24 protein-coding genes are annotated in these 24,082 nt (G+C 69.9%); 15 read left to right on the forward strand and 9 right to left on the reverse strand.

Annotated features, from left to right (window positions below):
- Positions 1 to 6: 6 nt before the first annotated feature.
- The 4 genes from ACUTAG_RS03140 to ACUTAG_RS03155 all read left to right on the forward strand — a co-directional run bounded on the left by ACUTAG_RS03140 (position 7) and on the right by ACUTAG_RS03155 (position 3,041).
- Positions 7 to 1,746 (forward strand): peptidase M14, encoded by a 1,740-nt coding sequence (locus tag ACUTAG_RS03140; protein ID WP_446649982.1) that lies wholly within the window; start codon positions 7 to 9, stop codon positions 1,744 to 1,746.
- A 12-nt stretch (positions 1,747 to 1,758) separates the two neighbouring features.
- Positions 1,759 to 2,196, forward strand: coding sequence for an acetyltransferase (locus ACUTAG_RS03145; protein WP_006385010.1), 438 nt, complete (start codon positions 1,759 to 1,761; stop codon positions 2,194 to 2,196).
- Between the two features lie 258 nt (positions 2,197 to 2,454).
- Positions 2,455 to 2,742, forward strand: a complete 288-nt coding sequence (locus tag ACUTAG_RS03150; protein ID WP_054436906.1) for a CopG family ribbon-helix-helix protein — start codon at positions 2,455 to 2,457, stop codon at positions 2,740 to 2,742.
- Positions 2,739 to 3,041, forward strand: coding sequence for a type II toxin-antitoxin system RelE/ParE family toxin (locus tag ACUTAG_RS03155; protein ID WP_070781144.1), 303 nt, complete (start codon positions 2,739 to 2,741; stop codon positions 3,039 to 3,041). Before ACUTAG_RS03150 ends, ACUTAG_RS03155 begins: the two co-directional genes overlap by 4 nt.
- A gap of 47 nt (positions 3,042 to 3,088) precedes the next feature.
- Here the strand turns inward: ACUTAG_RS03155 and ACUTAG_RS03160 are convergent, their stop codons facing one another.
- From ACUTAG_RS03160 to ACUTAG_RS03180, 5 genes are all read right to left on the reverse strand, one after another.
- A complete protein-coding gene (locus ACUTAG_RS03160; protein WP_053514712.1) occupies positions 3,089 to 3,295 on the reverse strand; it encodes an oxidoreductase-like domain-containing protein in 207 nt (68 codons plus the stop codon).
- Complete coding sequence (locus ACUTAG_RS03165; RefSeq protein ID WP_070781145.1) at positions 3,292 to 3,867, reverse strand: GNAT family N-acetyltransferase; 576 nt, start codon at positions 3,865 to 3,867, stop codon at positions 3,292 to 3,294. Before ACUTAG_RS03165 ends, ACUTAG_RS03160 begins: the two co-directional genes overlap by 4 nt.
- A gap of 91 nt (positions 3,868 to 3,958) precedes the next feature.
- Positions 3,959 to 4,594 (reverse strand): class I SAM-dependent methyltransferase, encoded by a 636-nt coding sequence (locus ACUTAG_RS03170; RefSeq protein ID WP_047991253.1) that lies wholly within the window; start codon positions 4,592 to 4,594, stop codon positions 3,959 to 3,961.
- Positions 4,591 to 6,156 (reverse strand): lytic murein transglycosylase, encoded by a 1,566-nt coding sequence (locus ACUTAG_RS03175; protein WP_446649983.1) that lies wholly within the window; start codon positions 6,154 to 6,156, stop codon positions 4,591 to 4,593. Before ACUTAG_RS03175 ends, ACUTAG_RS03170 begins: the two co-directional genes overlap by 4 nt.
- Before the next feature lie 102 nt (positions 6,157 to 6,258).
- Positions 6,259 to 6,921 (reverse strand): hypothetical protein, encoded by a 663-nt coding sequence (locus ACUTAG_RS03180; protein ID WP_446649984.1) that lies wholly within the window; start codon positions 6,919 to 6,921, stop codon positions 6,259 to 6,261.
- A 163-nt stretch (positions 6,922 to 7,084) separates the two neighbouring features.
- Here ACUTAG_RS03180 and ACUTAG_RS03185 point away from each other — a divergent pair, with 163 nt between their 5' ends.
- The 4 genes from ACUTAG_RS03185 (at position 7,085) to ACUTAG_RS03200 (ending at position 11,420) form a co-directional block, all read left to right on the forward strand.
- A complete protein-coding gene (locus ACUTAG_RS03185) occupies positions 7,085 to 8,005 on the forward strand; it encodes a LysR family transcriptional regulator (protein WP_020928537.1) in 921 nt (306 codons plus the stop codon).
- Between the two features lie 8 nt (positions 8,006 to 8,013).
- Positions 8,014 to 8,964, forward strand: coding sequence for an adenosine deaminase (locus ACUTAG_RS03190; protein ID WP_148318254.1), 951 nt, complete (start codon positions 8,014 to 8,016; stop codon positions 8,962 to 8,964).
- 184 nt (positions 8,965 to 9,148) lie between these two features.
- Positions 9,149 to 10,414: a carboxylesterase/lipase family protein gene (locus tag ACUTAG_RS03195; RefSeq protein ID WP_054485268.1), complete on the forward strand. Its 1,266-nt coding sequence runs from the start codon at positions 9,149 to 9,151 to the stop codon at positions 10,412 to 10,414.
- Between the two features lie 55 nt (positions 10,415 to 10,469).
- Positions 10,470 to 11,420 (forward strand): Bug family tripartite tricarboxylate transporter substrate binding protein, encoded by a 951-nt coding sequence (locus ACUTAG_RS03200; RefSeq protein ID WP_006384921.1) that lies wholly within the window; start codon positions 10,470 to 10,472, stop codon positions 11,418 to 11,420.
- On the opposite strand, the gene ACUTAG_RS03205 is transcribed toward ACUTAG_RS03200, so the two are convergent.
- Positions 11,407 to 12,048: a TetR/AcrR family transcriptional regulator gene (locus tag ACUTAG_RS03205; RefSeq protein WP_049055648.1), complete on the reverse strand. Its 642-nt coding sequence runs from the start codon at positions 12,046 to 12,048 to the stop codon at positions 11,407 to 11,409. The two genes, ACUTAG_RS03200 and ACUTAG_RS03205, sit on opposite strands and share 14 nt — an antisense overlap.
- 157 nt (positions 12,049 to 12,205) lie before the next feature.
- Here ACUTAG_RS03205 and ACUTAG_RS03210 point away from each other — a divergent pair, with 157 nt between their 5' ends.
- Both ACUTAG_RS03210 and ACUTAG_RS03215 read left to right on the forward strand, forming a co-directional pair.
- Positions 12,206 to 13,699, forward strand: coding sequence for an MFS transporter (locus ACUTAG_RS03210; protein WP_054517009.1), 1,494 nt, complete (start codon positions 12,206 to 12,208; stop codon positions 13,697 to 13,699).
- 257 nt (positions 13,700 to 13,956) lie between these two features.
- A complete protein-coding gene (locus ACUTAG_RS03215) occupies positions 13,957 to 15,345 on the forward strand; it encodes an amidohydrolase (protein WP_026383005.1) in 1,389 nt (462 codons plus the stop codon).
- 95 nt (positions 15,346 to 15,440) lie between these two features.
- On the opposite strand, the gene ACUTAG_RS03220 is transcribed toward ACUTAG_RS03215, so the two are convergent.
- The gene (locus ACUTAG_RS03220) at positions 15,441 to 15,950 is read right to left on the reverse strand and encodes a GNAT family N-acetyltransferase (RefSeq protein WP_020928545.1); all 510 of its coding nucleotides are present in this window, start codon (positions 15,948 to 15,950) and stop codon (positions 15,441 to 15,443) included.
- A gap of 186 nt (positions 15,951 to 16,136) precedes the next feature.
- Between ACUTAG_RS03220 and ACUTAG_RS03225 the strand changes: the two genes are divergently transcribed.
- Complete coding sequence (locus ACUTAG_RS03225) at positions 16,137 to 16,940, forward strand: aspartate dehydrogenase (RefSeq protein ID WP_024069607.1); 804 nt, start codon at positions 16,137 to 16,139, stop codon at positions 16,938 to 16,940.
- Positions 16,941 to 16,971: 31 nt separating this feature from the next.
- Here ACUTAG_RS03225 and ACUTAG_RS03230 read toward each other — a convergent pair whose 3' ends face one another.
- On the reverse strand, positions 16,972 to 18,804 hold the full coding sequence (locus ACUTAG_RS03230; protein WP_024069608.1) for an ABC transporter ATP-binding protein/permease: 1,833 nt from the start codon (positions 18,802 to 18,804) through the stop codon (positions 16,972 to 16,974).
- 144 nt (positions 18,805 to 18,948) lie between these two features.
- A complete protein-coding gene (locus ACUTAG_RS03235) occupies positions 18,949 to 19,836 on the reverse strand; it encodes a LysR family transcriptional regulator (protein ID WP_020928548.1) in 888 nt (295 codons plus the stop codon).
- Positions 19,837 to 19,939: 103 nt separating this feature from the next.
- On the opposite strand from ACUTAG_RS03235, the gene ACUTAG_RS03240 reads away from it, so the two are divergent.
- The 4 genes from ACUTAG_RS03240 to ACUTAG_RS03255 all read left to right on the forward strand — a co-directional run bounded on the left by ACUTAG_RS03240 (position 19,940) and on the right by ACUTAG_RS03255 (position 24,065).
- On the forward strand, positions 19,940 to 20,800 hold the full coding sequence (locus ACUTAG_RS03240) for an amidohydrolase family protein (RefSeq protein ID WP_054445495.1): 861 nt from the start codon (positions 19,940 to 19,942) through the stop codon (positions 20,798 to 20,800).
- Positions 20,797 to 21,786 (forward strand): tripartite tricarboxylate transporter substrate binding protein, encoded by a 990-nt coding sequence (locus ACUTAG_RS03245; protein WP_006384856.1) that lies wholly within the window; start codon positions 20,797 to 20,799, stop codon positions 21,784 to 21,786. The genes ACUTAG_RS03240 and ACUTAG_RS03245 overlap by 4 nt, the downstream gene beginning before the upstream one ends.
- A gap of 147 nt (positions 21,787 to 21,933) precedes the next feature.
- On the forward strand, positions 21,934 to 23,634 hold the full coding sequence (locus tag ACUTAG_RS03250; RefSeq protein WP_223203204.1) for a putative bifunctional diguanylate cyclase/phosphodiesterase: 1,701 nt from the start codon (positions 21,934 to 21,936) through the stop codon (positions 23,632 to 23,634).
- A 50-nt stretch (positions 23,635 to 23,684) separates the two neighbouring features.
- Positions 23,685 to 24,065 (forward strand): RNA-binding S4 domain-containing protein, encoded by a 381-nt coding sequence (locus ACUTAG_RS03255; RefSeq protein WP_049055401.1) that lies wholly within the window; start codon positions 23,685 to 23,687, stop codon positions 24,063 to 24,065.
- Positions 24,066 to 24,082 lie beyond the last annotated feature (17 nt).

The raw sequence follows: 24,082 nt of genomic DNA on the forward strand, positions 1-24,082 counted from the left end.
CTGACGATGGCATTGCTGGAAAAGACATTCGACCGCACGCTGGACGCCTGGATCCATGCCTACAAGGCCCCGGGCTGGCGCGGCGCGGCCGTCGAAGGCTGGCTGTTCGAGGGCGTCGAGGCGCGCCGCGAGGCCGAGGCGCGGCTGGCGCAGGCCGGCGTGACGGCGCGCTTTCGCAGCGCCTACAAGCCGCTGCTGCACTACTTCCTGGAAGAGGTCGAGCGCGACGGCCTGGTGGCGGTCGAGCTGCGCTACCCGCGGCACGAGCACGCCCAGGCCAAGCGCTTCACCCTCGAAGCCTACCCGCTGGTGGCGCTGCTGCAAGGCGTGCGCGTGACGATGAAGCCGGGATCGTCCGACCTGCACTACGACGTCACGCTCGTCTACGCCGACGGCCGACGCCGTGAAGATCGCGTGTTCGCGCCCAACCAGCTTGGCCAGGCGCAGGACGGCAAGCCCGAACTGTCGCCCACGGGGTGGCTGCGCGTGCGCGACGCCGACGGCGCCATCCAGACCGACGCGGCCCAGGCCACCGAATACCAGCAGGCCTTCCGCAGCATCGTCGACACGGTGCGCAACCATCCCTGGGGCGCGCACGAGCCGTATTTCGACCGGCTGGAGATCCGCGTCGACCTGCCCGGCATGGACTTCGCGCTGCCGGTCGACGAGGAAATCGTCAGCACCTTCGAGGCGCTGCACGAAGACCTGTACTTCACGCTGCTCGAACACTTCCAGCACCATTCCGGCCGCCCCTCCGGCGACCGCGGCCTGCAACCCGGCCAGATCATTCCCGACATCCGCCGCCACGACGGCGCGGCGCGCGTGCAGGTGACGCTGGAACCCTTCGCGCCGCCGGCGCCGGTGGCGCCCGTGGCGCTGGACGCGCCGCTGGCCGAACTGCGCCAGCCGCTGGCCGCCGCGCAGATCGCCGGCTGCATGACCGCGCTGGGCGGCGACGCCTTCCAGGCCGTTTCGCGCCAGGGACGCCCGGTGCTGGGCACCTACCTGCGCGGGCCCGGCCCGGCGGTCTTCATCTCGGGCGCGCAGCACGCCAACGAGACCTCCGGCGTGGTCGGCGCGCTGCGCGCGGCGCAAGCGCTGAAGGCGCGCGGCGACGCCCATTTCGCGCTGATCGCGGCCGAGAATCCGGACGGCTACGCGCTCTTTAACCGCCTGCGCGAACAGCATCCGCGCCACATGCTGCACGCCTCGCGCTATAGCGCGCTGGGCGACGACATCGCCTACCGCGAGCACGCGCCATTCTTCGAACGCGAAGGCCGCCACCAGGCCCACGCCATCAGCGGCGCGCAGTTGCACATCAACCTGCACGGCTACCCGGCCCACGAGTGGACCCGCCCCCTGTCGGGCTACCTGCCGCGCAATTTCGAGCTGTGGACCATCCCCAAGGGCTTCTTCCTGGTGCTGCGCCACCACCCGGGCTGGAGCGAGCGCGCCCGCCGCCTGATCGAGGGCGTGACGGCGCGGCTGGCCCGCAACGTGCCCGGCCTGGTCGAATTCAATGCGCGCCAGCTTGAACTATTCCACGCGCACGCGCTCGAAACCGGATTCGATGTGCTGAACGGCATTCCCGTGCAGGTCACGGAGACCGACCGGGAAGAGCTGCCGATGGCGCTGATCTCCGAGTTTCCGGATGAAACCGTGTACGGAGACCGCTTCGTTTTCGCGCATACTGTGCAAATGGAAACCGTCCTGGCGGCGACCGATATCCACCGCTCCGGACATTAGCAAGCGCCCGACATGAACATCCGAGAACGCAACCACGGCGACGACCTCGCCCTGGTGGACATCTGGCTCCGTTCGGTACGGGCCACCCATACGTTCCTGTCCGAAAAGGAAATCCAAGCCATGTACCCGCAGGTGCTCAACACCCACCTGCCGTCGGTGCGCGTCTGGGTCTGTGAGGACGATGCCGGCGAAGTCGCCGGCTTCATGGGCCTGAACGGCAACAAGGTCGAGATGCTGTTCGTCGACGCCAACAAGCGCGGCAAGGGCGCCGGGCGGCGCCTGCTGAATTTCGCGCTGTCGCTGCACGGCAGCCTGCGGGTCGACGTCAACGAGCAGAACCCGCAGGCGCATGGCTTCTACAAGCACTATGGCTTTGAAGACGTGGGCCGTTCGGAAACCGACGACGCGGGGCGGCCGCGGCCGATCATCCATATGAAGCTGGCGGGCTGAGGCGGACGTCAGGGTCCACGCCCCCGGAGCGGCACCAGGAAGCCCTGCGCCCGCCCTGGGCCGCGATCATCCTTACTAGCCGGCGAGAGGACTCCGACGCGGATAAGGCCGCACGGGTCCGATGGGCGTGCTGGATATATCACTCGACTGACGGCTTACCAGATTGCCTTTCCCGCACGAGTGGAGAATGCTCCACACAAGCGCCATGGGCACGGTGTGCTACGCTGCACTTATCGTGTAACACATGAGAACCGCACCATGAGCGACGCTACCTTTACCTTTCGAGTGGATGAAGCCTTGAAAAACGAGTTCGCCATGGCCGCCAAGGCCCGAGACCGCACCGGCGCGCAGCTTCTGCGTGACTTCATGCGGGAGTACGTGCAGCAACAACAGGAAGCAGCCCAGCATGACGCCTGGTTCCGCCGCCAGGTGCAAGCGGGCCTGGATTCCGCCAACGCCGGCCGCCTGGCGCCGGCCGCCGAGGTCGAAACCAAATTCGCGGCCCGTCGCGCCGCGACCCGTCGCCGGCTTGCAACATCCAAGTGAGGGCATTGCGCTGGACGCCCGAAGCGATCCAGGACCGGGAAGCGATCTACGATTTCATCGAGGCCGACAGCCCCGTTGCGGCGCTGATGCTTGATGAGCTGCTTGAACAGCAGGCGGGACGCCTGGCCGATCATCCCGGCCTGGGTCGTCCGGGCCGTGTCGCTGGCACCCGGGAGCTGGTGGCGCACCCGAACTATCTATTGATCTACGACGTGACGAACGATCTGGTGCGCATGCTGCGTGTGCTGCATGCGGCTCGGCAGTGGCCAACGCCGGATTCATCGCCGGGCAATCGTTGAATCTCGCGGTACGGCAAAGCCGCGCCCAAACGGCGGTTGCCCGCCCCCTACCCCGCCTCGCCATGCCGAGCCCGCCACGCCTTGAGCGCGGCGCGGTATTCGTCCATGGCTTCGTTGTAGGTATCGTAGACGCAGGGGATACAGCCGCTGTTGCAGCATTCCTCGGGCGCGGGGGCCTCGGGCGGCACGGGCGGCGGATCGTCGTCGGCGGGCGGAGTGGTGTTCGGGGTATCGGGGGTATTCGCGGGACTCATGGCCGCATGTTAGCGCCGATCGGCGCCGCTTCGTCCGCCAGCGCCCGCCATTGCTGGCGCCGGATCTCGTAGCGCAGCTTGCGCGCCTCGCCTTCGCCGGTGGTCTCGATCCAGCGCATCCCGCATTTTTCCATGACGCGCAGCGATGCGGCGTTGGCCTGTATGGCCACGGCGCTCAGCGCGTCCACCGGCAGGCGTTCGAATCCCAGCGCCAGCAGGGCGCGGGTGATTTCCGAGGCGTAGCCCCGGCCCCAACAGGTGGGCAGGAACGCGTAGGCGATCTCGACCCGCTCGATCTTGCCCGACAGCGCCAGCTTGAGGCCGGCTCGGCCGGCCAGTGCGCCGCTGTCGCGCTCGCTCAGCACATACATGCCATAGCCATGTTCGGCCCAATGCAGCATGTTGTGCTCGACGTAGCGCCGGCTGGCCGTGGCGTCGCGGGTGCCGCCCATGGTGGCCATCAGGGCAGCGTCGGCGTGCATCGCGGTGATGAAGGGCAGATGGGTCGACGACATGCGCTCGGCGCGCAGGCGCCGGGTGACGAAGGATTCGGGCAGCAGGACGGGCGGCATGATCTCGAAGCATGGACACACACGGTGCCTTGCATCATATCCATGCCCGCCCCTGCATGCCATCGCACTTTCGCACCGTGGACACACCCTGCTAGCCGCGCCGCAGGCCCAGGAAGCTCCAGTGCACGTCGGCGCGGTCCAGCATGTCTTCGCGCCTGACGAGGTGATGCGCCGACAGGCCATGCCCGGCCGCCAGCGCGATGGTCTCCTCGGCCGACACGTCGAACATGCGGCGGCCGGGCGGCACCGGGCCGTGGCGCAGCGACATCAGGATCTGGCCACCGGGCGCCAGCAAGGCCGCCAGCGCCGCCATGCCACGGGCGCGCTCGTGCGCGTCCAGGTGCATCCAGACGGCGGTCAGCATGATCACGTCGAACTCGCGCCCTTGCAGGCCCGCGAGTTCGGGCAAGGCGTCATCGACCCATTCCAGGTTGGGCAGCGCGTGGCGGCGCTGGCCCTCGCGCCGCAGTTCGGGCGTGGGCTCGGCCGCCACCACCTGGTGGCCCATGCGCGCCAGCGCGGCGGCATCGCGGCCCGAGCCGGCGCCGATGTCGGCGATGCGCGACGGCGTCGCCGGGATCAGGTGCGCCACGTCGCGATGCACATCCGCGAAAGCGATGCTCTCGTACTGCTCGGCCAGGGCCGCGGCGTTTTCGCCGTAACCCTGGGTGCCCGAGACCACGGCCCCGCCGCCGTCGACAGCTTGCGCGGGATCGGCGGCGCTCATTTGGCCTTGAGCGCGTCGTAGATGCGCTTGCCGACGCGGCCGTCCTGCGGCAGGTTGCGCTTTTCCTGCTCGGCGCGCACCGCGTCGCGGGTCTTGGCGCCGGGGATGCCGTCGGCGGTGCCGACGTCATAGCCGCGGGCGTTGAGCATCTCCTGCACTTCCTTGATCTGCGCGCGCGACAGGCCGGGGTCGTCCGTCGGCCAGGCCGTGGCCAGCGCCGAGCCGCCCTGCAGGCGGTTCAGCAGCAACGCCACCGCCAGCCCATAGCGGCGCGACTGGTTGTAGTGCAGGATCGCGTCGAAATTGACGGTGGCCAGGAACACCGGGCCCTTGGCGCCGGTGGGGGCGAACAGGTAGGCCTGCTGGTCGTTGCCGGCGGCCAGCTTGAGCGCCGAGCCGTCGCCCTGCTTGAGACCCGCCTGGGCCCACTGCGCGATGCTGCGGCGGTCCTGCGAGCCGACGTATTCGGCGTCGGGCGCGGGCGGGATGGCGGCGGCCACGTCGGCCGGCACGCGCACCTCCACCACCGCCGGCAGGCCGTGGGTCCATTTGGCGCGGCGCTTGCGCAGGTGGTTGGCGGTCGAGGCCAGGGCGTCGGGCAGCGAGTTGTACAGGTCGATCTTGCCGTCGCCGTCGCCGTCCGCCGCCAGCTCGTAGAACGAGGTGGGGATGAACTGCGTCATGCCGAAGGCGCCGCTCCAGGAGCCGACGAAGTTGTCGGCCGGCACCACGCCGTCGCGCAGCAGGCGCACGGAAGCGTAGGCGTTCTTTTCCCACAGTGTCTTGTTCTCGGTGCAGGCGCGGGTCAGCCAGGCATTGAGCACGTCGGTCTTGCCGACCTGGCGGCCGTAGTTGGTCTCGATGCCGAAAATGGCGACCAGCGTGGCCGGGTCCACCTGGTACTGCTGGCTGATGTCGCCCAATTGCTTGCCGTACTTGGCGAGCACCGCGCGGCCGTCGCTGACGCGTTCTTCGTCGACCGTCTTGGCGATGTAGTCCCACCAGCTTTCGCGGCCCTCGGGCTGGCCCTGGGCGGATGCCACGGTGGTGGGCAGCAGCTTGGCCTTGGCGGTGTACTTGTCCCAGTCGGCCACGGTCAGGCCGTTGGCGGTGGCGCCCTTGCGCAGCTTGGCGATACACGCCTTGGTGTCGAGTTCGGTCGGGATGATGACCGTGGGCGCGGCGGGGGCGGCGGTCGAGGCAGGGGCGACGGTCGTGGCGGGGGCATGGGCCGGCGCCGCCGCGGGCGTGGCGGCCGGAGCGGCGGCAGGCGCCGCGGTGGCGGGCGCGGCATCGGGCACGCGCACATTCGTCGGCGGGGCGGCTCGCGTATCGTCGGGCGTCGCCACGGGCGCGGCGGCCGGCGTGGCCGGATCGTCGAAGCTGCGCTTTGGCGTCAGCACCGGCCCGGACGTGGCGGGCTGCGCGCCGGGACTGCGCGTGCCGGTGGCCGAAGCAGGCGACTGGGCCTGGGCCGTGCCCAGGGCGGCAACGCTCAGCGCGGCGGCCAGGACGGCGCGCGCCAGGGGATCGATTCGGGTGCGAAGCGCATTCTGTCGCATGGTTATCCTGAAAAATCGAAGTCAGCCCGGATCGTACCGCGAGCGGGCGCCGAAATCGAACCGGCGCATTGCCAAGAGAAATGGGGCGTTACCCGTGCTTCGCTAACGGCTCGCGCGCTCCGGCCCGAACCAATACTGCGACCGCACCTCATCCGACGAATACCACGGCAGCAGGCCGATGCTGTGCGACTCGCGCTGCACGCTCACCAGCAGCCCGCCCGCCTGTGGCCGCAGCAGCGCCACGGTGCGGAACACGCCCATGGATTCGTACTGGCGCCAGTCGCGCCGGGCACTGATCCAGAAACGGCCCTGGGTGCAGCCGCCGAAATGCTGGACGCCGGGCAGGGCCGCCAGCGGGCCGTCGGCCGGGCGGTCAACGCCGGCCGTGGCGTCGCGCAGGGGCAGCAGGCCCGTGAACCGGCCCCCTTGGCCGTCGTCGGCCACCACTTGCCAGCCTTGCGGCGCCGCGTTGAAGGTGACGCTGGCGGCCGGCGTGGGGCGCCAGGCGTGCTCCGCGGTATCCGGCAGGCCCGGCAGGTCCAGCGTGTAGGCCAGGAAACGGCGCAGGTCGCCAACCCCGGCGGCCGCCTCGCCCGCGCGCGGTTCGCCCGCGACGCGGTAGGTGCCGGACAGGTCCGGACATTGCGCGGGGTCCGACGGCAGCGCCAGCGCGGTGCCGTCCTTGAACGGCGGCCAGGCCACGCGCACCTCGTCCACGGTCGACACGCCGCAGCCGGCCAGCGTCGCCAGCGCCAGCGCCGCCATCAGCCATCTTGGCGCGGCCCTGGGCCGCCCGGATTCCCGCCTTGTCGTCATGCGCATCGCACAGCCGCCTCCCTGGCGACGAACTATACCGAAACGCCAGGGCCGCGTTGCCAAGGACCCGGCGCGGGAGAATAATCGGCGCATCGCCACTGCCCTGCCCGCCATGACGCCCTTCAAAGGAAAACTCCGCACCCGGCACCTGGAAATCGTGCTGACGGTGGCCGAGCTGGGCAATCTGTCCAAGGCGGCGGCGCAGCTGCACAGCACGCAATCCGGCCTGTCGCGCGCCATCGCCGAGATCGAGGAGCTGGTGGGCGCGCGGCTGTTCGAGCGCACCGCCCGCGGCACCAGTTGCACGCCGCTGGGCGAGGCCATGTGCCGCCACGCGCGCCAGTTGCTGACCGGGTTCCGCAAGGCCGAGATCGACCTGGCGGCGCTGTCGCGCGGCGACGAGGGCAGCCTGACCGTGGGCTGTTTCTCGATGTTCGCCGGCTGGCCGGTGGCGCAGGCGGCCACGCGTTTTCGCCAGGCCTATCCGCGCATCACGCTGACGCTGGAGATCGGCACCCACGAGCGGCTGATCGACGATCTGGACGCGGGCGCGCTGGACGTGCTGATCAGCCGCTTCTCGTCCACGGTGGATCCGCGCATCTACCGCTCGGCCAACCTGCTGGACGACCCGGTGGTGCTGGTCTGCGCCCCCGATCATCCGCTGGCGGACCGCGCCGACGCCACGCTGGCCGACTGCGTGGCCTATCCGTGGATCACCGCCCTGCCCGGCAGCCGCATCCGCGGCGAACTGGAAATGGTGCTGCACCGCGAAGGCCTGCCGATTCCGGATATGATCGGCGCCCTGTCGCTGGAATTCGGCCGCGAGATGCTCACGGTCGGTCCTTACCTGTGGATGCTGCCGGGCAGCGTCGCGGCGGTGCGCGCGGCGCGCGGCGAAGTGCTGGTGCTGGCGGCCCGGCCGGCGCTGCGCAGATCGCCGCTGGCGGCCATCTGGCGCCGCGACCGTCCCAGCACCCGCCAGGCCCGCGCCTTCGCCGACACCGTGGCGCTGGCCATCAATACCCCTACTTAGGAGCGCCCATGTACGACTGGCTCAACACCTTGCCCAAGGCGGAACTGCACCTGCATCTGGAAGGCACGCTCGAACCCGAGCTGCTGTTCCGGCTGGCCCACCGCAACGGCGTGGCGCTGCCGTGGCCCGATATGGATGCCCTGCGCGCGGCCTATGACTACGGCAACCTGCAGGAATTCCTCGACCTGTACTACCGCGGCGCCGACGTGCTGCGCACCGAGCAGGACTTCTACGACCTGACCTGGGACTACCTGGTCAAGTGCCACGAGCAGAACGTGGTGCACACCGAGCCCTTCTTCGATCCGCAGACCCACACCGACCGCGGCGTGCCGTTCAAGGTGGTGCTGGACGGCATCAGCCAGGCGCTGGAGGACGGCAGCAAGAAGCTCGGCATCAGCAGCGGGCTGATCCTCAGCTTCCTGCGCCACCTGCCCGAGGAACAGGCCATGCGCACGCTGGAAGAAGCGCTGCCCTACCGCGACGCTTTCATCGCCGTGGGCCTGGACAGCAGCGAAAAGGGCTTTCCGCCGCGCCTGTTCCAACGCGTCTTCGACCGCGCCCGCGCCGAGGGCCTGCCGGCAGTGGCCCATGCCGGCGAGGAAGGCCCGCCCGAATACATCTGGGAGGCGCTGGACCTGTTGAAGGTGCTGCGCATCGACCATGGCGTGCGCGCCGCCGAGGACCCGCGCCTGATGGCGCGCCTGATCGACGAACAGATCCCGCTGACCGTGTGTCCGCTGTCGAACACCCGCCTGCGCGTGTTCGAACACATGTCGCAGCACAACATCCTGTCGCTGCTGGATGCCGGCGTGAAGGTCACGGTCAACTCCGACGATCCGGCCTATTTCGGCGGCTACGTCACAGAGAATTTCCACGCGCTCTACGAGCACCTGGGCATGAGCCAGGCGCAGGCCCAGGCGCTGGCCGACAACAGCATGGATGCGCGCATCCTGAAGTAGGCCGGTCCAGTAGGCCGGTCCGAATGGGCCGGTCCGCGCCCGCGGCCCGGCCATGCGGGTTGCGCATGACCCGGTTCGAAACCGGCATGCCCGCCCGGCCCCTTTCGTCCCTACCATAGTCCCGAGCGGACGGCGGCCCTGCACGCCGCCCGCCAGGGACCATGACGACAAGGGGCAAGACCACATGACTGACACCGTCCAGGCCCGGCTGCGCGCCGGCATGTTGACCGGTTTTCGCGACGGCGGCGTGTGCCGCTTCAGCGCCATTCCCTACGCCGAGCCGCCCGTCGGTCCGCTGCGCTTCGCGCCGCCCGAGCCGGCCCGCTGGCAAGGTCCGCGCGACGCCACCCGCCCGGGCAACGTAGCGCCGCAACTACCGTCGCGCCTGCGCGGCGCCATGGGTGACTTCGAGGCGCCGCAGGCCGAAGACTGCCTGCACCTGACGGTGTGGACGCCCGCCGCCGATGAGCGCCGCCGGCCGGTGGTGGTGTGGCTGCATGGCGGCGCCTGGCAAAGCGGTGGCGGCGCGCTCGACTGGTATGACGGCGCCGCCCTGGCGGCGCGCGGCGACCTGGTGGTGGTCGCGGTGAACTACCGGCTGGCCGCGCTGGGCTGGCTGCACGTGCCCGGCCAGACCGCCAACGTGGGACTGCTGGACCAGGAATGCGCCATCGACTGGGTGCTCGGCAACATCCAGGACCTGGGCGGCGACCCCGCCCGCGTCACGCTGATGGGCCAGTCGGCCGGCGCGTCGTCGATCTGCGCCATGCTGGCGCGGCGCCCGCGCTTTGGCCGCGCCATCCTGCAAAGCGCGGCGCTCGGCCGCGGCTTTCGCAGCAGCGCGCAGGCCGCGGCATTGGGGCAGGTGTTTCTGGATGCCGCCGGCGCCGGCGATCTTGAACAGGCCCGCGCCCTGCCGGTCGAGCGCCTGCTGAGCGCGCAGCGGGCGCCCCAGGTGATTGCCGCCCTCGAGGCCGAAGGCAGCCGCCGCAGCCTGTTCGGGCCGGTGCTGGACGGCCTGGTGCTGCCCACCGACATCGCGCCCGCCTTGAAATCGGCGGCCGGCCGCGCGGACGTGCTGGTCAGCTACACCCGCGACGAAATGGCCGCCTTCCCGGACGGCGACGGCCCCGACTGCGCGCTGGCCAGCGAAGCCGTGTTCGGCGCGCCCTCGCGGCAATGGGCCGCGGATGCCGCCGCGCAGGGCCGCCAGGCCTGGCTGGCGCGCTTCGACGTGGCGCCCACGCCTCGCTTCCGGGCCTGCCATTGCATCGAGCTGCCGTTCGTCTTCGACACGCTCGCGGCCTTTGCCGCCGCGCCCATGCTGCGCGGCCTGCCGCCCACGCAGGCCGCCACGCTGGCCCGGGCGACGCAACGCGCCTGGATCGCATTCATCCGCGGCGAGGCGCCCGGCTGGGCGCCCGCGCCGCATCAGCAAGTCCTGGCCTGAAGCCGGACGCCGGGCGCAAGACCCGGCGCATCCAACACCGACAAGGGGAATACCAATGCTCAAGCAACTCGCCTTCGCGCTCGCCCTGCTGCTGCCCGCGGCCGCCGGCGCGGCCTATCCGGACAAGCCGGTCAAGATCATCGTTTCCAACCCGCCAGGCGGCCCGGTGGACGTGATGCTGCGCGTGCTCGCCAGCAAGCTGTCGACCGCCTGGGGCCAGCCGGTAGTGGTGGAGAACAAGCCGGGCGCGTCGGGCATTATCAGCACCGGCGCGCTGGTGAAGTCGGCGCCCGACGGCTACACGCTGGGCATGGTGGTGGCGTCGTCGGTGACCATCGTGCCGTTCGCGGTCGACAGCCTGCCGTTCGATCCGCAGAAAGACCTGCAGCCGGTGGCGCTGGTGGCGCGCACGCCGTTCATCTTCATCGTACCCAGCGACAGCCCGATCAGGACCTGGCAGGATTTCGTGCGCGAAAGCAAGACGCGCAGCCTGGCGGTGGGCTCGTTCTCCATCGGCACGGCCTTCCACCTGGTGTGGGAACAGACCGCGCGGCGCGCCGGCATCAAGGCCTTGTATATCCCGTCGTCCTCGTCCGGCAAGACGCAGAACGACCTGATCGGCGGACAACTCGACGTGGGGCTGGACGCGCCTTCAAGCTCCAAGGGCCTGATCGACAGCGGCCGCCTGCGCGCGCTGGCCATCACCAGCCCGACCCGCTTCGCCGGCCTGCCCGACACGCCGACCCTGCGCGAATCGGGCATGGGCGACTATGCGCCGCAGCCGTGGATCGGCCTGATGGCGCCAGCCGGCGTGCCGGCCGAGCGCGTGGCGCGGATCCAGCAATCGGTGGCGGACATCCTCAAGGAACCCGCGATGAAGGCGCAGATGGAAACGCTGGGCATGATTCCGATCGGCGGCAGCGCGCGGGAGCTGGCCGACACCATCGCCGCCGATCGCGCCGAGATGGGGCCGTTGATCAAGGAACTGGGGATCAAGCTGCAGTAGGCGCGCCTACCAGCCGCAGGAACGGGGGGATCAGACTGGCGGCCAGCGCGTCGGCGTCGGCCGCGCCGCGCGCGATGGCGTCATCGACCGCGCCATGCATGCCGTGGTACAGCAGGATCGCGGTCAACCCCGGCTGCGTCAGCCGCCAGCAGCCGGATTGCTGGCCGGCGCGCAACATGGCCTCGGCCTGCGCCAGCACCGCCGCGCGCTCGGCGGCGCCGCGATGCGGGTGGTTGACGTCGTGGAACACGACGTCGTGCAAGGCATAGCCGTCGAAATAGGCGTGCACGCCGGCGCGCGTCCAGGCCCGCAGCCGCGCCACGCCGTCGTCCGGCGCACAGGCCGCCATGGCCGCGTCGATGCGGTCCAGGAACCCCTGCGAGAACTTGGCGCGCAGCGCCGCCAGCACATCCGCCTTGGACGAAAAGTAGTGATAGAAGGTGCCCTTGGCCACGCCGGCCCGCGCCACGATCTGGTCGATGGTGGTGGCTTCGACGCCCTGGCGCACGAACAGGTCTTCGGCGGCCGCCATCAATTCGTCCAGGCGCACCGGCGCGGGTTTGGTGCGCGGCGCGGGCTCGGCGGACGTGGGCGTCCTGGCGGCGGACTTGGCGGAAGCGGAGGCCATCGCGGGCGGGAATCCTTTCATTTTCAACGATCTCCAGTGTAGAGGACGCGCCTGGCGCGCGGCCCGGGAACAATCGGGAATGCGTCTTTTTATTTATTGACCGACGGTCAGTCGATTACTAGAATACGATTTTCCATCCCCTTCACGGCCCTTCCGCATGCTTGCCTCCCGCCGCCGCGCCCTGGCGATCGCCGTCAACCTGGGCAGTTTCATCACCATCCTGGACATCAGCATCGTCAACGTCGCCCTGCCCACCATGCAGGCGGCGCTGCGCATCGATATGGCCGGCCTGCAATGGGTGGTGGACGCCTACGCGCTGTTCCTGTCGGCGTTCATGCTGTCGGCCGGGCCGCTGGGCGACCGCTATGGCCGCAAGCGTTCGTGGCTGGCGGGCGTGGTGCTGTTCACGATCGGCTCGGCGTTCTGCGGGCTGGCCGACAACCTGCCGCTGCTGCTGGCGGGCCGCGCGGTGCAGGGCGTGGCCGGCGCACTGCTGATACCGGGCGCGATGTCGCTGCTGACCCAGGCCTTTCCCGACCCCGCCGAGCGCGCCCGCGCCATCGGCCTGTGGGCGTCGTGCAATGCCATCTCGCTGATCGTCGGCCCGATGCTGGGCGGCCTGCTGGTGGCGCACTTCAGCTGGCAGAGCATCTTCCTGATCAACCTGCCGGTGGGGGCGCTGGCGATCGCGCTGGGCGCCTGGGGCATCCAGGAAAGCGCGCATCCCGAACATGCCGCCTTCGATCCCGCCGGCCAGGCCCTGAGCGTGGTCTGGCTGGGCGCGCTGACCTATGGCCTGATCACCGCCGGCGAGCACGGCTGGCAGGCGCCGGCCACTATCGCCGCGCTGGCCGTGGCCGCGATCGGGCTGGTCGCCTTCCTGTGGGTCGAGCACACCGTGGCGCGCCCCATCCTGCCGCTGGGCCTGTTCCGCGACGCCGGCTTCGCCAGCACCAACTTCGCCTCGTTCGTGATGGGATTCGGCGCCTACAGCAGCCTGTTCTTCTTCTCGCTCTACCTGCAGCACGTGCGCGGCCTGTCGCCGCTGGAAGCCGGCTGGCAGCTGGCGCCGCAATTCGTGGCCACCGGGATCGTGTCGACGGTGTTCGGCCGCCTGAACCCGCGCTTCGGCCTGCCGCGGCTGATGATCGCCGGCTACGGCATGGTCGGCGCGGCCATGCTGGGCATGATGAGTTTCGACGCGCACACGCCCTACGCGCTTTCCGGATCGTTGATGGTGCTGCTGGGCCTGGGCATGGGATTGGCGGTCCCGGCCACCAGCATGGCGGTGATGGCGACGGTGCCGCGCGAGCGCTCGGGCATGGCTTCGGCCACCATGAACGCGCTGCGCCAGACTGGCATGACCATCGGCATCGCGCTGCTGGGCGCGCTGATGAGCGGCCGCGCGGTCGACCACCTGGCCGCGGCGCTGGCGCGGCTGGGCCAGGCGGATGCGCGGGCGGTGGCGCGCGTGGCGGTCACCCAGCACGTGCTGCCGGCGCAACCCGATGGCGTGGCGGCGTTGTTCGCCGACGCATTGGCCGACGGTTTCCATGCCGCCATGGCCGGCGCCGGCGTGGCCTCGCTGCTGGCGGCGCTGCTGCTGTTGTGGGTCACGCGCGGCGCGCGGCCGGTGCTGCGGGCCGCGTAGGCGACAGGCGCGCGCATCGTCGCGGCGACGCCGGACGCCGCCGCGCGAACCGCCGCCGCGTGGATACGACGACGCTGCGCGGGCCTCGCGGCGAGCGGCCGAAACCCGGGCGGGACGCGCAATTCCAAGGCGCGGAATTCCAGCGCCCGGAATCAAACAGCCGCGTTTTTAAGCAGGCGTAACAAGCGCGCCATCGCGGGTGCGCTCCGGTAATATCTCCGCCCAATAACAGGTTAACAACCAAGAGGAGACATGCCATGCAACACCGCAAGATCCTGTTCCGGCTGGCCCCGCTGGCGCTGGCCGCGCACCTGGCGTTCAGCGGCCCGGCCGCCGCGCAAAGCGCGCCCGGCACGCAGGGGCCGCTGGCGCCCGCGCCCATCCCCGAGCTGGCCACGCAGATCGACCAGCGCGCCAAGGCCATCGAAGACAAGCTCATCGCCTGGCGCCGCGACATCCACCAGCACCCCGAACTGGGCAACCAGGAAACGCGCACGTCCAAGCTGGTGGCCGACCATCTGCGCGCGCTCGGCATGGAAGTGAAGACCGGCGTGGCCGGCACCGGCGTGGTGGCCTTGCTCAAGGGCGGCAAGCCCGGCCCGGTGGTGGCGCTGCGCGCCGACATGGACGCGCTGCCGGTGAAGGAACAGGTGGACGTGCCGTTCGCCTCCAAGGCCAAGGGCACCTACCTGGGCAAGGAAGTGGACGTGATGCACGCCTGCGGCCATGACGCCCACACCGCCATCCTGATGGCCACCGCCGAAGTGCTCGCCGGCATGAAGGACCAGTTGCCCGGCAGCGTCAAGTTCATCTTCCAGCCGGCCGAGGAAAGCCCGGCCGACTTCGAGCCGGACGGCAAGAAGATCTGGGGCGCCAAGATGATGGTGCAGGAAGGCGTGCTGGACAATCCCAAGGTCGACGCGATCTTCGGCCTGCATGTGTCCAGCAGCTATCCGGTGGGCAAGCTGTCGTGGCGCAGCGGCCCGGCGATGGCCGCGGCCGACCAATTCTGGATCGACGTGACCGGCAAGCAGACGCATGGCGCGCGGCCGTGGTCGGGCATCGACCCGATCGTGGTCAGTTCGCAGATCATCCTGGGCCTGCAGACCATTCCCAGCCGCCAGATCAACAGCATGCTGGAGCCGGCCGTCATCACCGTGGGCGCGATCCACGGCGGCAACCGCATGAACATCGTGCCGGACAGCGTCGCCATGACGGGCACCATCCGCACGTACGACGAGGGCATGAAGAAGGACATCCACCAGCGCATCGAACGCACCGCCACGCAGATCGCGCAAAGCGCCGGGGCCAAGGCCGACGTGCGCGTGGTGGAGCTGTACAACGCTACCGTCAACAACCCCGGCCTGACCGAGGAAATGGGCGCGACGCTGCGGCGCGTGGCGGGCGAAGGCAACTACGGCCTGCAGCCCAAGTCGACGGCGTCGGAGGACTTCTCGTTCTACCAGGAGAAGGTGCCGGGCATGTTCTTCTATCTGGGCGTCACGCCCAAGGACGTCAATCCCGAGACCGCCGCACCCAACCATTCGCCGCGCTTCTACGTGGACGAGTCGGGGCTGATCAACGGCGTGCGGGCGCTGTCGAACCTGACGGTGGACTACATGGCCAAGGCCAAGAAAGGCAGCTAGCGACGGGACGTGTGCCACTGGCGCGGAGCCGGTGGCACACGCAGGCGGCGCACGTGCGCGGGCGCATGCCGGGCGGCACGGCGAACGCCGCTGCGTCAGCCGGCGGCCGGCCCGCTGGCCGCGAACCCCGCGTGGTAGGTCACCACGCCGGCCGCCGGCCGCGTGAAAACCCGCGCCATGAAGTACTCCGGCGGCACGCCGGGATAGGTCAGCGCCGGCATCCGCGCAAAGCCGAAACGCGTGTAGTACGCCGGCTCGCCCAGCACCACGCAACCGGCCGCGCCGCGCGCCTGGAGCTCGACCAGGCCCGCCTCGATCAACGCCGCGCCGATGCCACGGCCCTGCATGGCCGGCAGCACCGCCACCGGCCCCAACCCGTACCAGCCGGCCGCGCCGTCGCCGATGGCGACCGGCGAAAAGGCCGCGTGCCCCACCGCCATGCCCGCTTCATGCGCCACCAGCGACAGCGTCAACGCGCCGGCCGCGCGCAGGGCGTCGATGATGTAGCCCTCGGTATGCTGGCTGTGCGGGTGGTCGCGAAAGGCCTCCTGGGTCAAGGCGAAGATGGCCGCGATCTCGTCGGGGGTTTCAGCGGAAATCCGCATGGCCCTGCTCCTGGTGATGGTGGGACACGAAGGGCGAGTGTACGCCGCGCGGCCCGCGCCACCGGCATCCGATTGACGCCTGCCCGGGCCATCGCTACAGTGACCGCCGACCCTGGCCGGATCAGCTGCCGCCGGCCGGCTTCCAAGCTTGCGCGGCGCGCCGCGCCCCACCTTCCGGAAAACTCCATGAACAGCTACCGCGTCGGCATCGCCGGCTTCGGCGCCATCGGCCAGGCCGTGGCGCAATCCCTGGACGCCGGCCTGCCCGGCCTGACCCTGGCCGCCGTGGCGGTGCGCGATCCCAAGGCCGCGCCCGCGGTGGCCTGGCAGAACGCCACGCCGGTTTTCACCACCATCGGCGAACTGGCCGGGCATTGCGACGTGGTGGTCGAATGCGCTCCCGCCGCCGTGTTCCGCGAACTGGCCGAGCCGGTGCTCAAGGCCGGCAAGAAGCTGGTGGTGCTGAGTTCCGGCGCGCTGCTGCGCCACGACGACCTGATCGAACTGGCGCGGCGCCACCAGGGCCAGATCCTGGTGCCGTCCGGCGCCATCCTGGGGCTGGACGCCATCACCGCCGCGGCCGAGGGCGAGATCCACTCGGTCACGATGATCACGCGCAAGCCGGTGCGCGGCCTGCTGGGCGCGCCCTACCTGACCGACAACAACATCGACATCGACGGCATCACCGAACCGCGCCTGATCTTCCGCGGCTCGCCGCGCGAAGCGGCGGTGGGTTTCCCGGCCAACCTGAACGTGGCCGTGAGCGTGTCGCTGGCCGGCATCGGCCCGGACCGCACCACGCTGGAGATCTGGGCCGACCCGTCGCTGGAACGCAACGTGCACCGCGTCGAAGTGGTGTCCGATTCCGCCTCGTTCTCGATGGAAATCCAGAACATCCCGTCGGCCAATCCCAAGACCGGCCGCATCACCGCGCAGAGCGTGATCGCGGCGCTGCGCAAGCTGACCGGTCCGCTGCGGGTGGGCACCTGACAGGCGCCGGGCGTATCTGCGGGACAGCGCACTAGGCCGCCGCACACGCCAACGCCGGCACGGGCCCCGCGGCCAGCGAGCCGGTGTTCCAGCCGCCTTTGCCATCCAGATCCAGCCGGTGGGTATGGAACGCATCGAGCGTGCTGCGATGGCCGACGCTGACCAGCATGGCGCCGGGCAGTTGCTCGCGCAGCAAGCCGTACAGCATGTGTTCCAGCCCTTCGTCGGTGGCCGAGGTGGCCTCGTCCAGAAACACGATGGCCGGCCGGTTGAACAGCACGCGGGCGAATGCCACGCGCTGCTGTTCGCCGATCGAGAGGATGCGCGACCAGTCGGCCTCGTGATCCAGCCGGCCGGCCAGGTGCCCCAGGTTCACCGCGCGCAGTGCCAACGCAAGGCGCGCATCGTCCCCCGGCCGCGCATGCCCGGGATAGGCCACGGCATCGCGCAGCTTGCCCAGCGGCAGATAGGGACGCTGCGACAGGAACAGCGCCGCCGCGCCCTGCGGCCGCCGCACCGTTCCGCGCGCATGGGGCCACAGGCCCGCCAGGGCGCGCAGCAAGGTGGTCTTGCCGCTGCCGGACGGCCCCTTGATCAGCAGCGCCTGCCCCGGACGCAGCGAAAGATCCAGGCTCCGCAGCAACGCCCGGCCATCGGGACGCGACACGTCCAGTCCGGTGATCTGCAGCGCGTCCGGCAGCGGCTGCGCCTCGATCGCCGGCAGCGCGCGCGCCGCCGCGTTGGCATCGAGGAAGCCGGCCAGGCGGTTGAGGGTGGCGCGGTACTGCGCGAACGCGTCGTACGAGGTGCGAAAGAACGACAGCGAATCCTGCACCTGGCCGAACGCCTGCGAGGTCTGCATCACGTCGCCCAGCTTGATCGCGCCGCTGAAAAAGCGCTGCGCCTGCAGCAGGAACGGAAACACCACCGCCACCTGGCTCACGACCAGGTTGAAGCCGTCGAACTTCAAACCCCGGTACACACGCGCCCACAGGTTGGCGATGTAGGCCGAAAAGCGCGTCCAGAGCGCGGCGCGCTCGACCGCCTCGCCCTGGTAGAAGGCCACGTTCTCGGCGTTCTCGCGCAGTCGCAGCAGCGCGTAGCGGAAGTTGGCGGTCAGCCGTTCGGACAGGAAGTTCAGGCGGATCAGCGGCCGGCCGATGCGAAAGGCGAACAGCGTGGCCACGATGACGTACAGGTACACCATGAACACCATGGCGCGCGGGATCTCCACCCCCGCCACGTCCAGCGCGCCGGACAGGTTCCACAGGATCGCGGTGAACGCCACCAGCGACACCACGGCGCTGAGGGCGCCGATCGCCAGCGTGCGCGAGCCGGTCACGAACGCCGCGATGTCCTGCTCGATGCGCTGGTCGGGGTTGTCCACCGGTTCTTCGATGAAATGGCCGCGATAGTAGGCGCGCGCGTCCAGCCAATCGCCCGTCAGCCGATCGTTGAGCCAGACGCGCCAATGGATGTCGAAGGCCTGGCCGGCGTAGCTGTCGATCAGCGCGCGCACCACGTGCACCGTGGCCAGGATCGAGAAAATGCCCAGCAAGCGCCAGAACGCGCTCGGGTCGAGCGCCTGCAATGCGCTGTAGAAGCCGTTGTACCAGAACGAGAACAGCACGGTCATGCGGACCGAGAACATCGCCAGGAACAGCAGCGCGGCCAGCGTCAGCAGCGGCCGCCAGCTGCGCCGCGGCGTCAGGTAGGGCCAGGCCAGGCGCCAGAACTTGCGTCCCCAATCGGTCCAGCGCGACAGCGCCCACGCGACCAGCGCCAGCGCGATGGCGCTGATGCCGAATGCGCGCGCCATCCACCACGCGCTTTCCCACAACTGTTGCTGCCAGTCCAGGTCCATGAATCATCCCGTCGAAGCCGTTTCTGTTTAGAGCGGCGGGGATGTCGCAGTTCCGGCGAAAATGCCGTCTTAAGCGTGGCTTAAGCGTTCTTCGGACGAATTGAAAGGCATTCTCCGGGCGGATTGAAAGCTCAGTCTGAAAGCTCAGTCGCCGCCCAGGTCGAGGTTGGCGAACAGGTCCGCCAGCGTCGGCACCGAACGGGCCGGCCAGATGGCGCTCAGGTCGAAGCTGGGCAGGCGTTCGCCGTCGCGCACCTCGCAAAAGCGCACGCCGCGGAAATCCATGGAACGGATCCAGCTGGGCAGCAGCGCCACGCCGCAGCCGCCCGCCACGCAGGCCAGCACGGTCAGCGTGCGGTTGGCCTCCTGCGCCACCTGGGCGTCATGGCCGCCCTTGCGCATGGCATCGAGGATGTCGGCGTAGAACGCCGGCAACTGCGACTGCGGATACATCACCAGGCCGGCCTGGGCGATCTGCGCCATCGACACCTGGCCGTCGGCGGCGACGTCGAACTCGTCCGGCACCGCCGCCACCAGCCGGTCGCGCAGCAGCTGGCGTTCGCGCATGCGGCCGCCCACCGCCACCGGCGTGTGCATCAGGCCGATATCGATCTCGCCGGTCTGCAGGGCCTCGGCCTGCTCGGCGTTGCTCATCTCGCGCAGGATCACGCGCACGCCGGGCGCCTGCCGCCGCATCTCGCGCAGCGCCCGCGGCAAGGTGTTGAACAGCGCCGACGACACCAGCCCCACCGTCAGCTGACCGGCGCTGCCGCGGCCGATCTCCCGGGCGCGCCGCGCGGCGGCATCGATGCGGGCGATGCTGGCGCGCACGTCCTCCAGGATGGCCAAGGCCGCCGGCGTCGGCGTGGAACCCTGGCGCGAGCGTTCGAACAGGCGCACGCCCAGGTCCTTTTCCATGCGGCCCAGGGCCTGGCTCAGGGCGGGCTGGGCGATGCCCAGCCATTCCGAGGCGCGGCTCACGCTGCCGTGGTCGACCACGGCGAGGAAATAGCGCAGGTGCCGGGTTTCCATATCAATCCAATATGAATAAAGCAGTTTTACAGAATAGAAAACTATACCTTGTCTGCCTAGAATCCCGCTTACAGAACCTTACAGATGTGCACCCCCTTGGGGCATGCACCGCGAATCGCAGGAGACAGCCTTGCCCCTACCGGCCACCGCCGCCGTCGACACCCACGCCCACGTCTTCCACCAGGGACTGGCCCTGGCGGACACGCGCCGCCACACGCCCGACTACGACGCCACGCTGGCCCAGTACCTGGAGCTGCTGGACGGGCATGGGCTGTCGCATGGAGTGCTGGTGCAGCCCAGCTTCCTGGGCACCGACAACAGCCATCTGCTCCAGGCGCTGCGCGCCGCGCCGGCGCGGCTGCGTGGCGTGGCGGTGGTGGACCCCGCCATCGACGACGCCGGGCTGCAGGCCCTGGCCGCGGCCGGCGTGGTCGGCATCCGCCTGAACCTGATCGGCCTGGACCTGCCCGACCTGGCGGCGCCCGCCTGGCGCCACCTGCTCGAGCGCGTCAACGCGCTCGGCTGGCACGTCGAGATCCACGTGCAGGCCGCGCGCCTGGCCGATATCATGCCGGCCTTGCTGCAGGCAGGATGCCGCGTGGTGGTCGACCATTTCGGCCGCCCCGATCCGGCGCAAGGCATCGCCGACCCCGGCTTCCAGTACCTGCTGCGGCAAGCCGGCAGCGGCCGCGTCTGGGTCAAGCTGTCGGCCCCCTACCGCAACTGGACCGGCCCCGCCTGTGCCACGTCGGGCCGCGAGGCCGCGCGGCAACTGCTGGACGCCTACACGCCGGCCCACCTGATGTGGGGCAGCGACTGGCCCCATACCGAGCATCGCCACCTGGCGTCGTATGCCGCTGCCACGCAGTGGCTGGACGACTGGATCGATGACCCCGCGCAACGGCGCGCCGTACTCGCCGACACGCCGTTGCGGCTGTTCCAATTCCAAGGAGAATTCCAATGACCCCTCTGTTCAAACGCCTCGCGCGCCGCGCCAGCCTGCTGGCCGCCGCCGGCCTGTTGGCCAGCGCCGCCGGCGCGGCATCCGCCGCCTATCCCGAGCGCGCCGTCACGCTGGTCGTGACCTACCCGCCCGGCGGCACGGTGGACGTAGTGGCCCGCCTGCTGGGCCCCAAGCTGGCGGCCGAACTGGGCCAGCCGGTGGTCATTGAAAACCGTGGCGGCGCCGGCGGCATGATCGGCGGGGCGGTGGTCGCCAAGGCCCAGCCCGACGGCTACACGCTGATGCTGGACGCCTCCAACCACGCGCAGAACCCGGCCCTGCACCCCAAGATGCAGTTCGACACCCTGACCGCCTTCGCGCCGGTGTCGCTGCTGTTGCGCGTGCCCAACGTGCTGGTGGTGACGCCGTCGTACGAAGTGAAGACGGTGGCCGACCTGATCCGCCTGGGCCAACCCGGCGGCAAGGAACAGGTCTACTTCGCCTCGGCCGGCCCCGGCTCGGCCCAGCACCTGGCCGGCGAACTGTTCAACCTGCTGGCCAAGACCCAGCTGCAGCACGTCGCCTACAAGGGCGGCGGCCCGGCCATGATCGACGTGATGTCGGGCCAGGTGCCGGTGATGTTCGCGAGCATGGGCTCGGCCTGGCAGCACGTGAAGAACGGCAAGCTGCGCGCGGTGGCCGTCGGCGGCGCGCAACGCTCCAAGGCCGCGCCGGACCTGCCCACCATCGCCGAATCCGGCGTGCCCGGCTATGAAACCTACGAATGGAACGCGGTGTTCGCGCCCGCCGGCACGCCGCCGGAAATCGTCAACAAAGTGTCGCAGGCGCTGGCCAAGGTGCTGAAGGACCCGCAGATCGCCGAACAGCTCGAAGGCATCGGCGCCGAGCCGATCGGCTCCACGCCGGCCGAGCTGGACACCTTCCGCCGCGCCGAGATCGACAAGTGGCAGCGCGTGGTCAAGGAAGCCGGCCTGAAGCTGGATTGAGGATCGAGTACTGGCGGGCGCCCTGCGCCCGCATACCGGTTTGCCGGTCTTGGGCGCCCTTCGGGGCGCCGTTTTTTTTGCTTTTACGCCGACTCGCCGATGCGATAAAACAGCACATTGATCGTGCTCAGGGAAATCCGGAACGTGATGAACCAGGCAAGCGACGACTCATCCCCCTCCCCCGACGCGGCGGCGCGCCTGGCGGCCGGCGTCGACGGCGCCACGCTCGATGCCCTGGCCGACGGTTTCCTGTCGCTGGACCGCGACTGGCGCGTCGCTTATCTCAATCCGGGCGCCGAACGGCTGCTGCGGCGCAGCAGGCAGGATCTGGTGGGCCACGGCCTGTGGGACAGCTGTCCGGACCTGGTCGGCACCGGCTATTACGATGCCTGTCGCGCGGCCGCGCAGACCGGCCGCCCCGCTCATCACACCGGCTATTACGCGCCCCTGGCCACCTGGTTCGAAGCGCGCGCCTTTCCCCATGAAGGCGGCCTGGCGATCCTGTTGCGCGACGTCTCGCGCGAACGCGAAGAGACCGCGCAGCTCAAGTACCAGGCCACCCACGATTACCTCACCGGCCTGCCCAACCGGCGCCAGTGCATGGAGACGCTGTCGGCGGCGATTGCCGAGGCCGAACCCGCGCTGGCCGCGCGGGGCGCCACGCTGGCCGTGCTGTTCCTGGACCTGGACCGCTTCAAGGAAGTCAATGACGCCTTCGGCCACGCCGAGGGCGACCTGCTGCTGTGCGACGTGGCGGATCGCCTGCGCAAATTCCTGACGCCGTCGATCTTCTGCGCCCGCGTTGGCGGCGACGAATTCCTGCTGGTGCTGCGCGACACCAACGAACGCGCGGCCGAAGCCCTGGCCAATTCAATCCTGAATTCCCTGTCGCGTCCCAGCGATGTGCACGGACGCTCGCTGTCGCTGGGCGCCAGCATCGGCATCGCGCTGCTGAACTCGCCCGGCGAGTCCGCCGAAACGCTGTTGAACTACGCCGACGCCGCGATGTATGCCGCCAAGTCGGCCGGCCGCTTCCAGGTGCGCGCCTATCACCGCGAGCTGATGCAGGGCCTGGGCGCGCGCCTGTCGCTGCGTGGCGACATCCAGGGCGCGCTCACCAACAACCAGTTCGAACTGCACTTCCAGCCGCAGGTCAGCATGCACGACGGTTCGCTGTGCGGCGCCGAGGCGTTGCTGCGCTGGCGCCACCCGACCCGCGGCCTGCTCGGGCCGGCGGCATTCCTGGATGTGATCCTGGATTCACCGCTGGAATCGGCGCTGACCGAATGGGTGGCCAACGCCACCTGCCTGCACATCAGCGAATGGCTGGCCGAAGGCCTGCCGGTGCCGCGCATCTCGTTCAACCTGTCGGCGCGCCAGCTGGTCGCGCCCGACCTGCCCAAGACCATCGTGCGCCTGGCGACAGTGCATGGCGTGCCGCCGACGCTGCTGGACGTGGAAGTCACCGAGAACTCGCTGATGAGCGACGTGGAGAAAGCCTCCGGCATTCTGGCGGCGCTGCGCGAGGCCGGCATTTCGGCGTCGCTGGACGATTTCGGGTCGGGCTATTCGAGCCTGGCCTACCTGGTGCGGCTGCCGATCGACACGCTCAAGATCGACCAGTCGTTCGTGTGGGCGCTGGGCAAGGTGCCAACCGCCACGGCCGTGATCCGCGGCGTGGTGCGGCTGGCCCATTCGCTGGGCATGCGCACGCTGGCCGAAGGCGTGGAGACCGAGGCGCAGCGCCAGATGCTGATCGAGGAAGGCTGCGATGCGATGCAGGGCTTTCTCTTCAGCCGCGCCCTGCCCGCCAGCGCCTTCGCCGCGCTGCTGCGCGAGGGGCCGTGACGCCAGCCGCTATCATGTGCGCTTGAGGGCGCAATTTCGCGATGACGACGATGGACAAGATACGGATCGACAAATGGCTGTGGGCGGCGCGGTTCTACAAGACGCGCAGCCTGGCGGTGGACGAGATCGGCAAGGGCCGCGTGCAGGTCAACGGCCAGCCGGCCAAGCCGGCGCGCGAGGTCGGCGCCGGCGACGTGGTCAGCATCCGCAAGGAAGACCCCGCGGTGCACGTGCGGGTGGTGGCGGTCAGCGGCGTGCGCGGCCCGGCGCCGGCGGCGCGCCAGCTGTACGAGGAAACCCCCGAGAGCGTGGCCGCGCGCGAACGCGCGGCCGAGATGCGGCGCCTGGCGCCCGAGCCGGCGCTGGACATCGCGGCGGGGCGGCCGACCAAGCGCGACAGGCGCCTGATCGACCAGATGCGCGGCAAGTAGGCCGCGCCCGCATGCGG

The organism is Achromobacter sp. CSND-B12 (assembly GCF_052906545.1).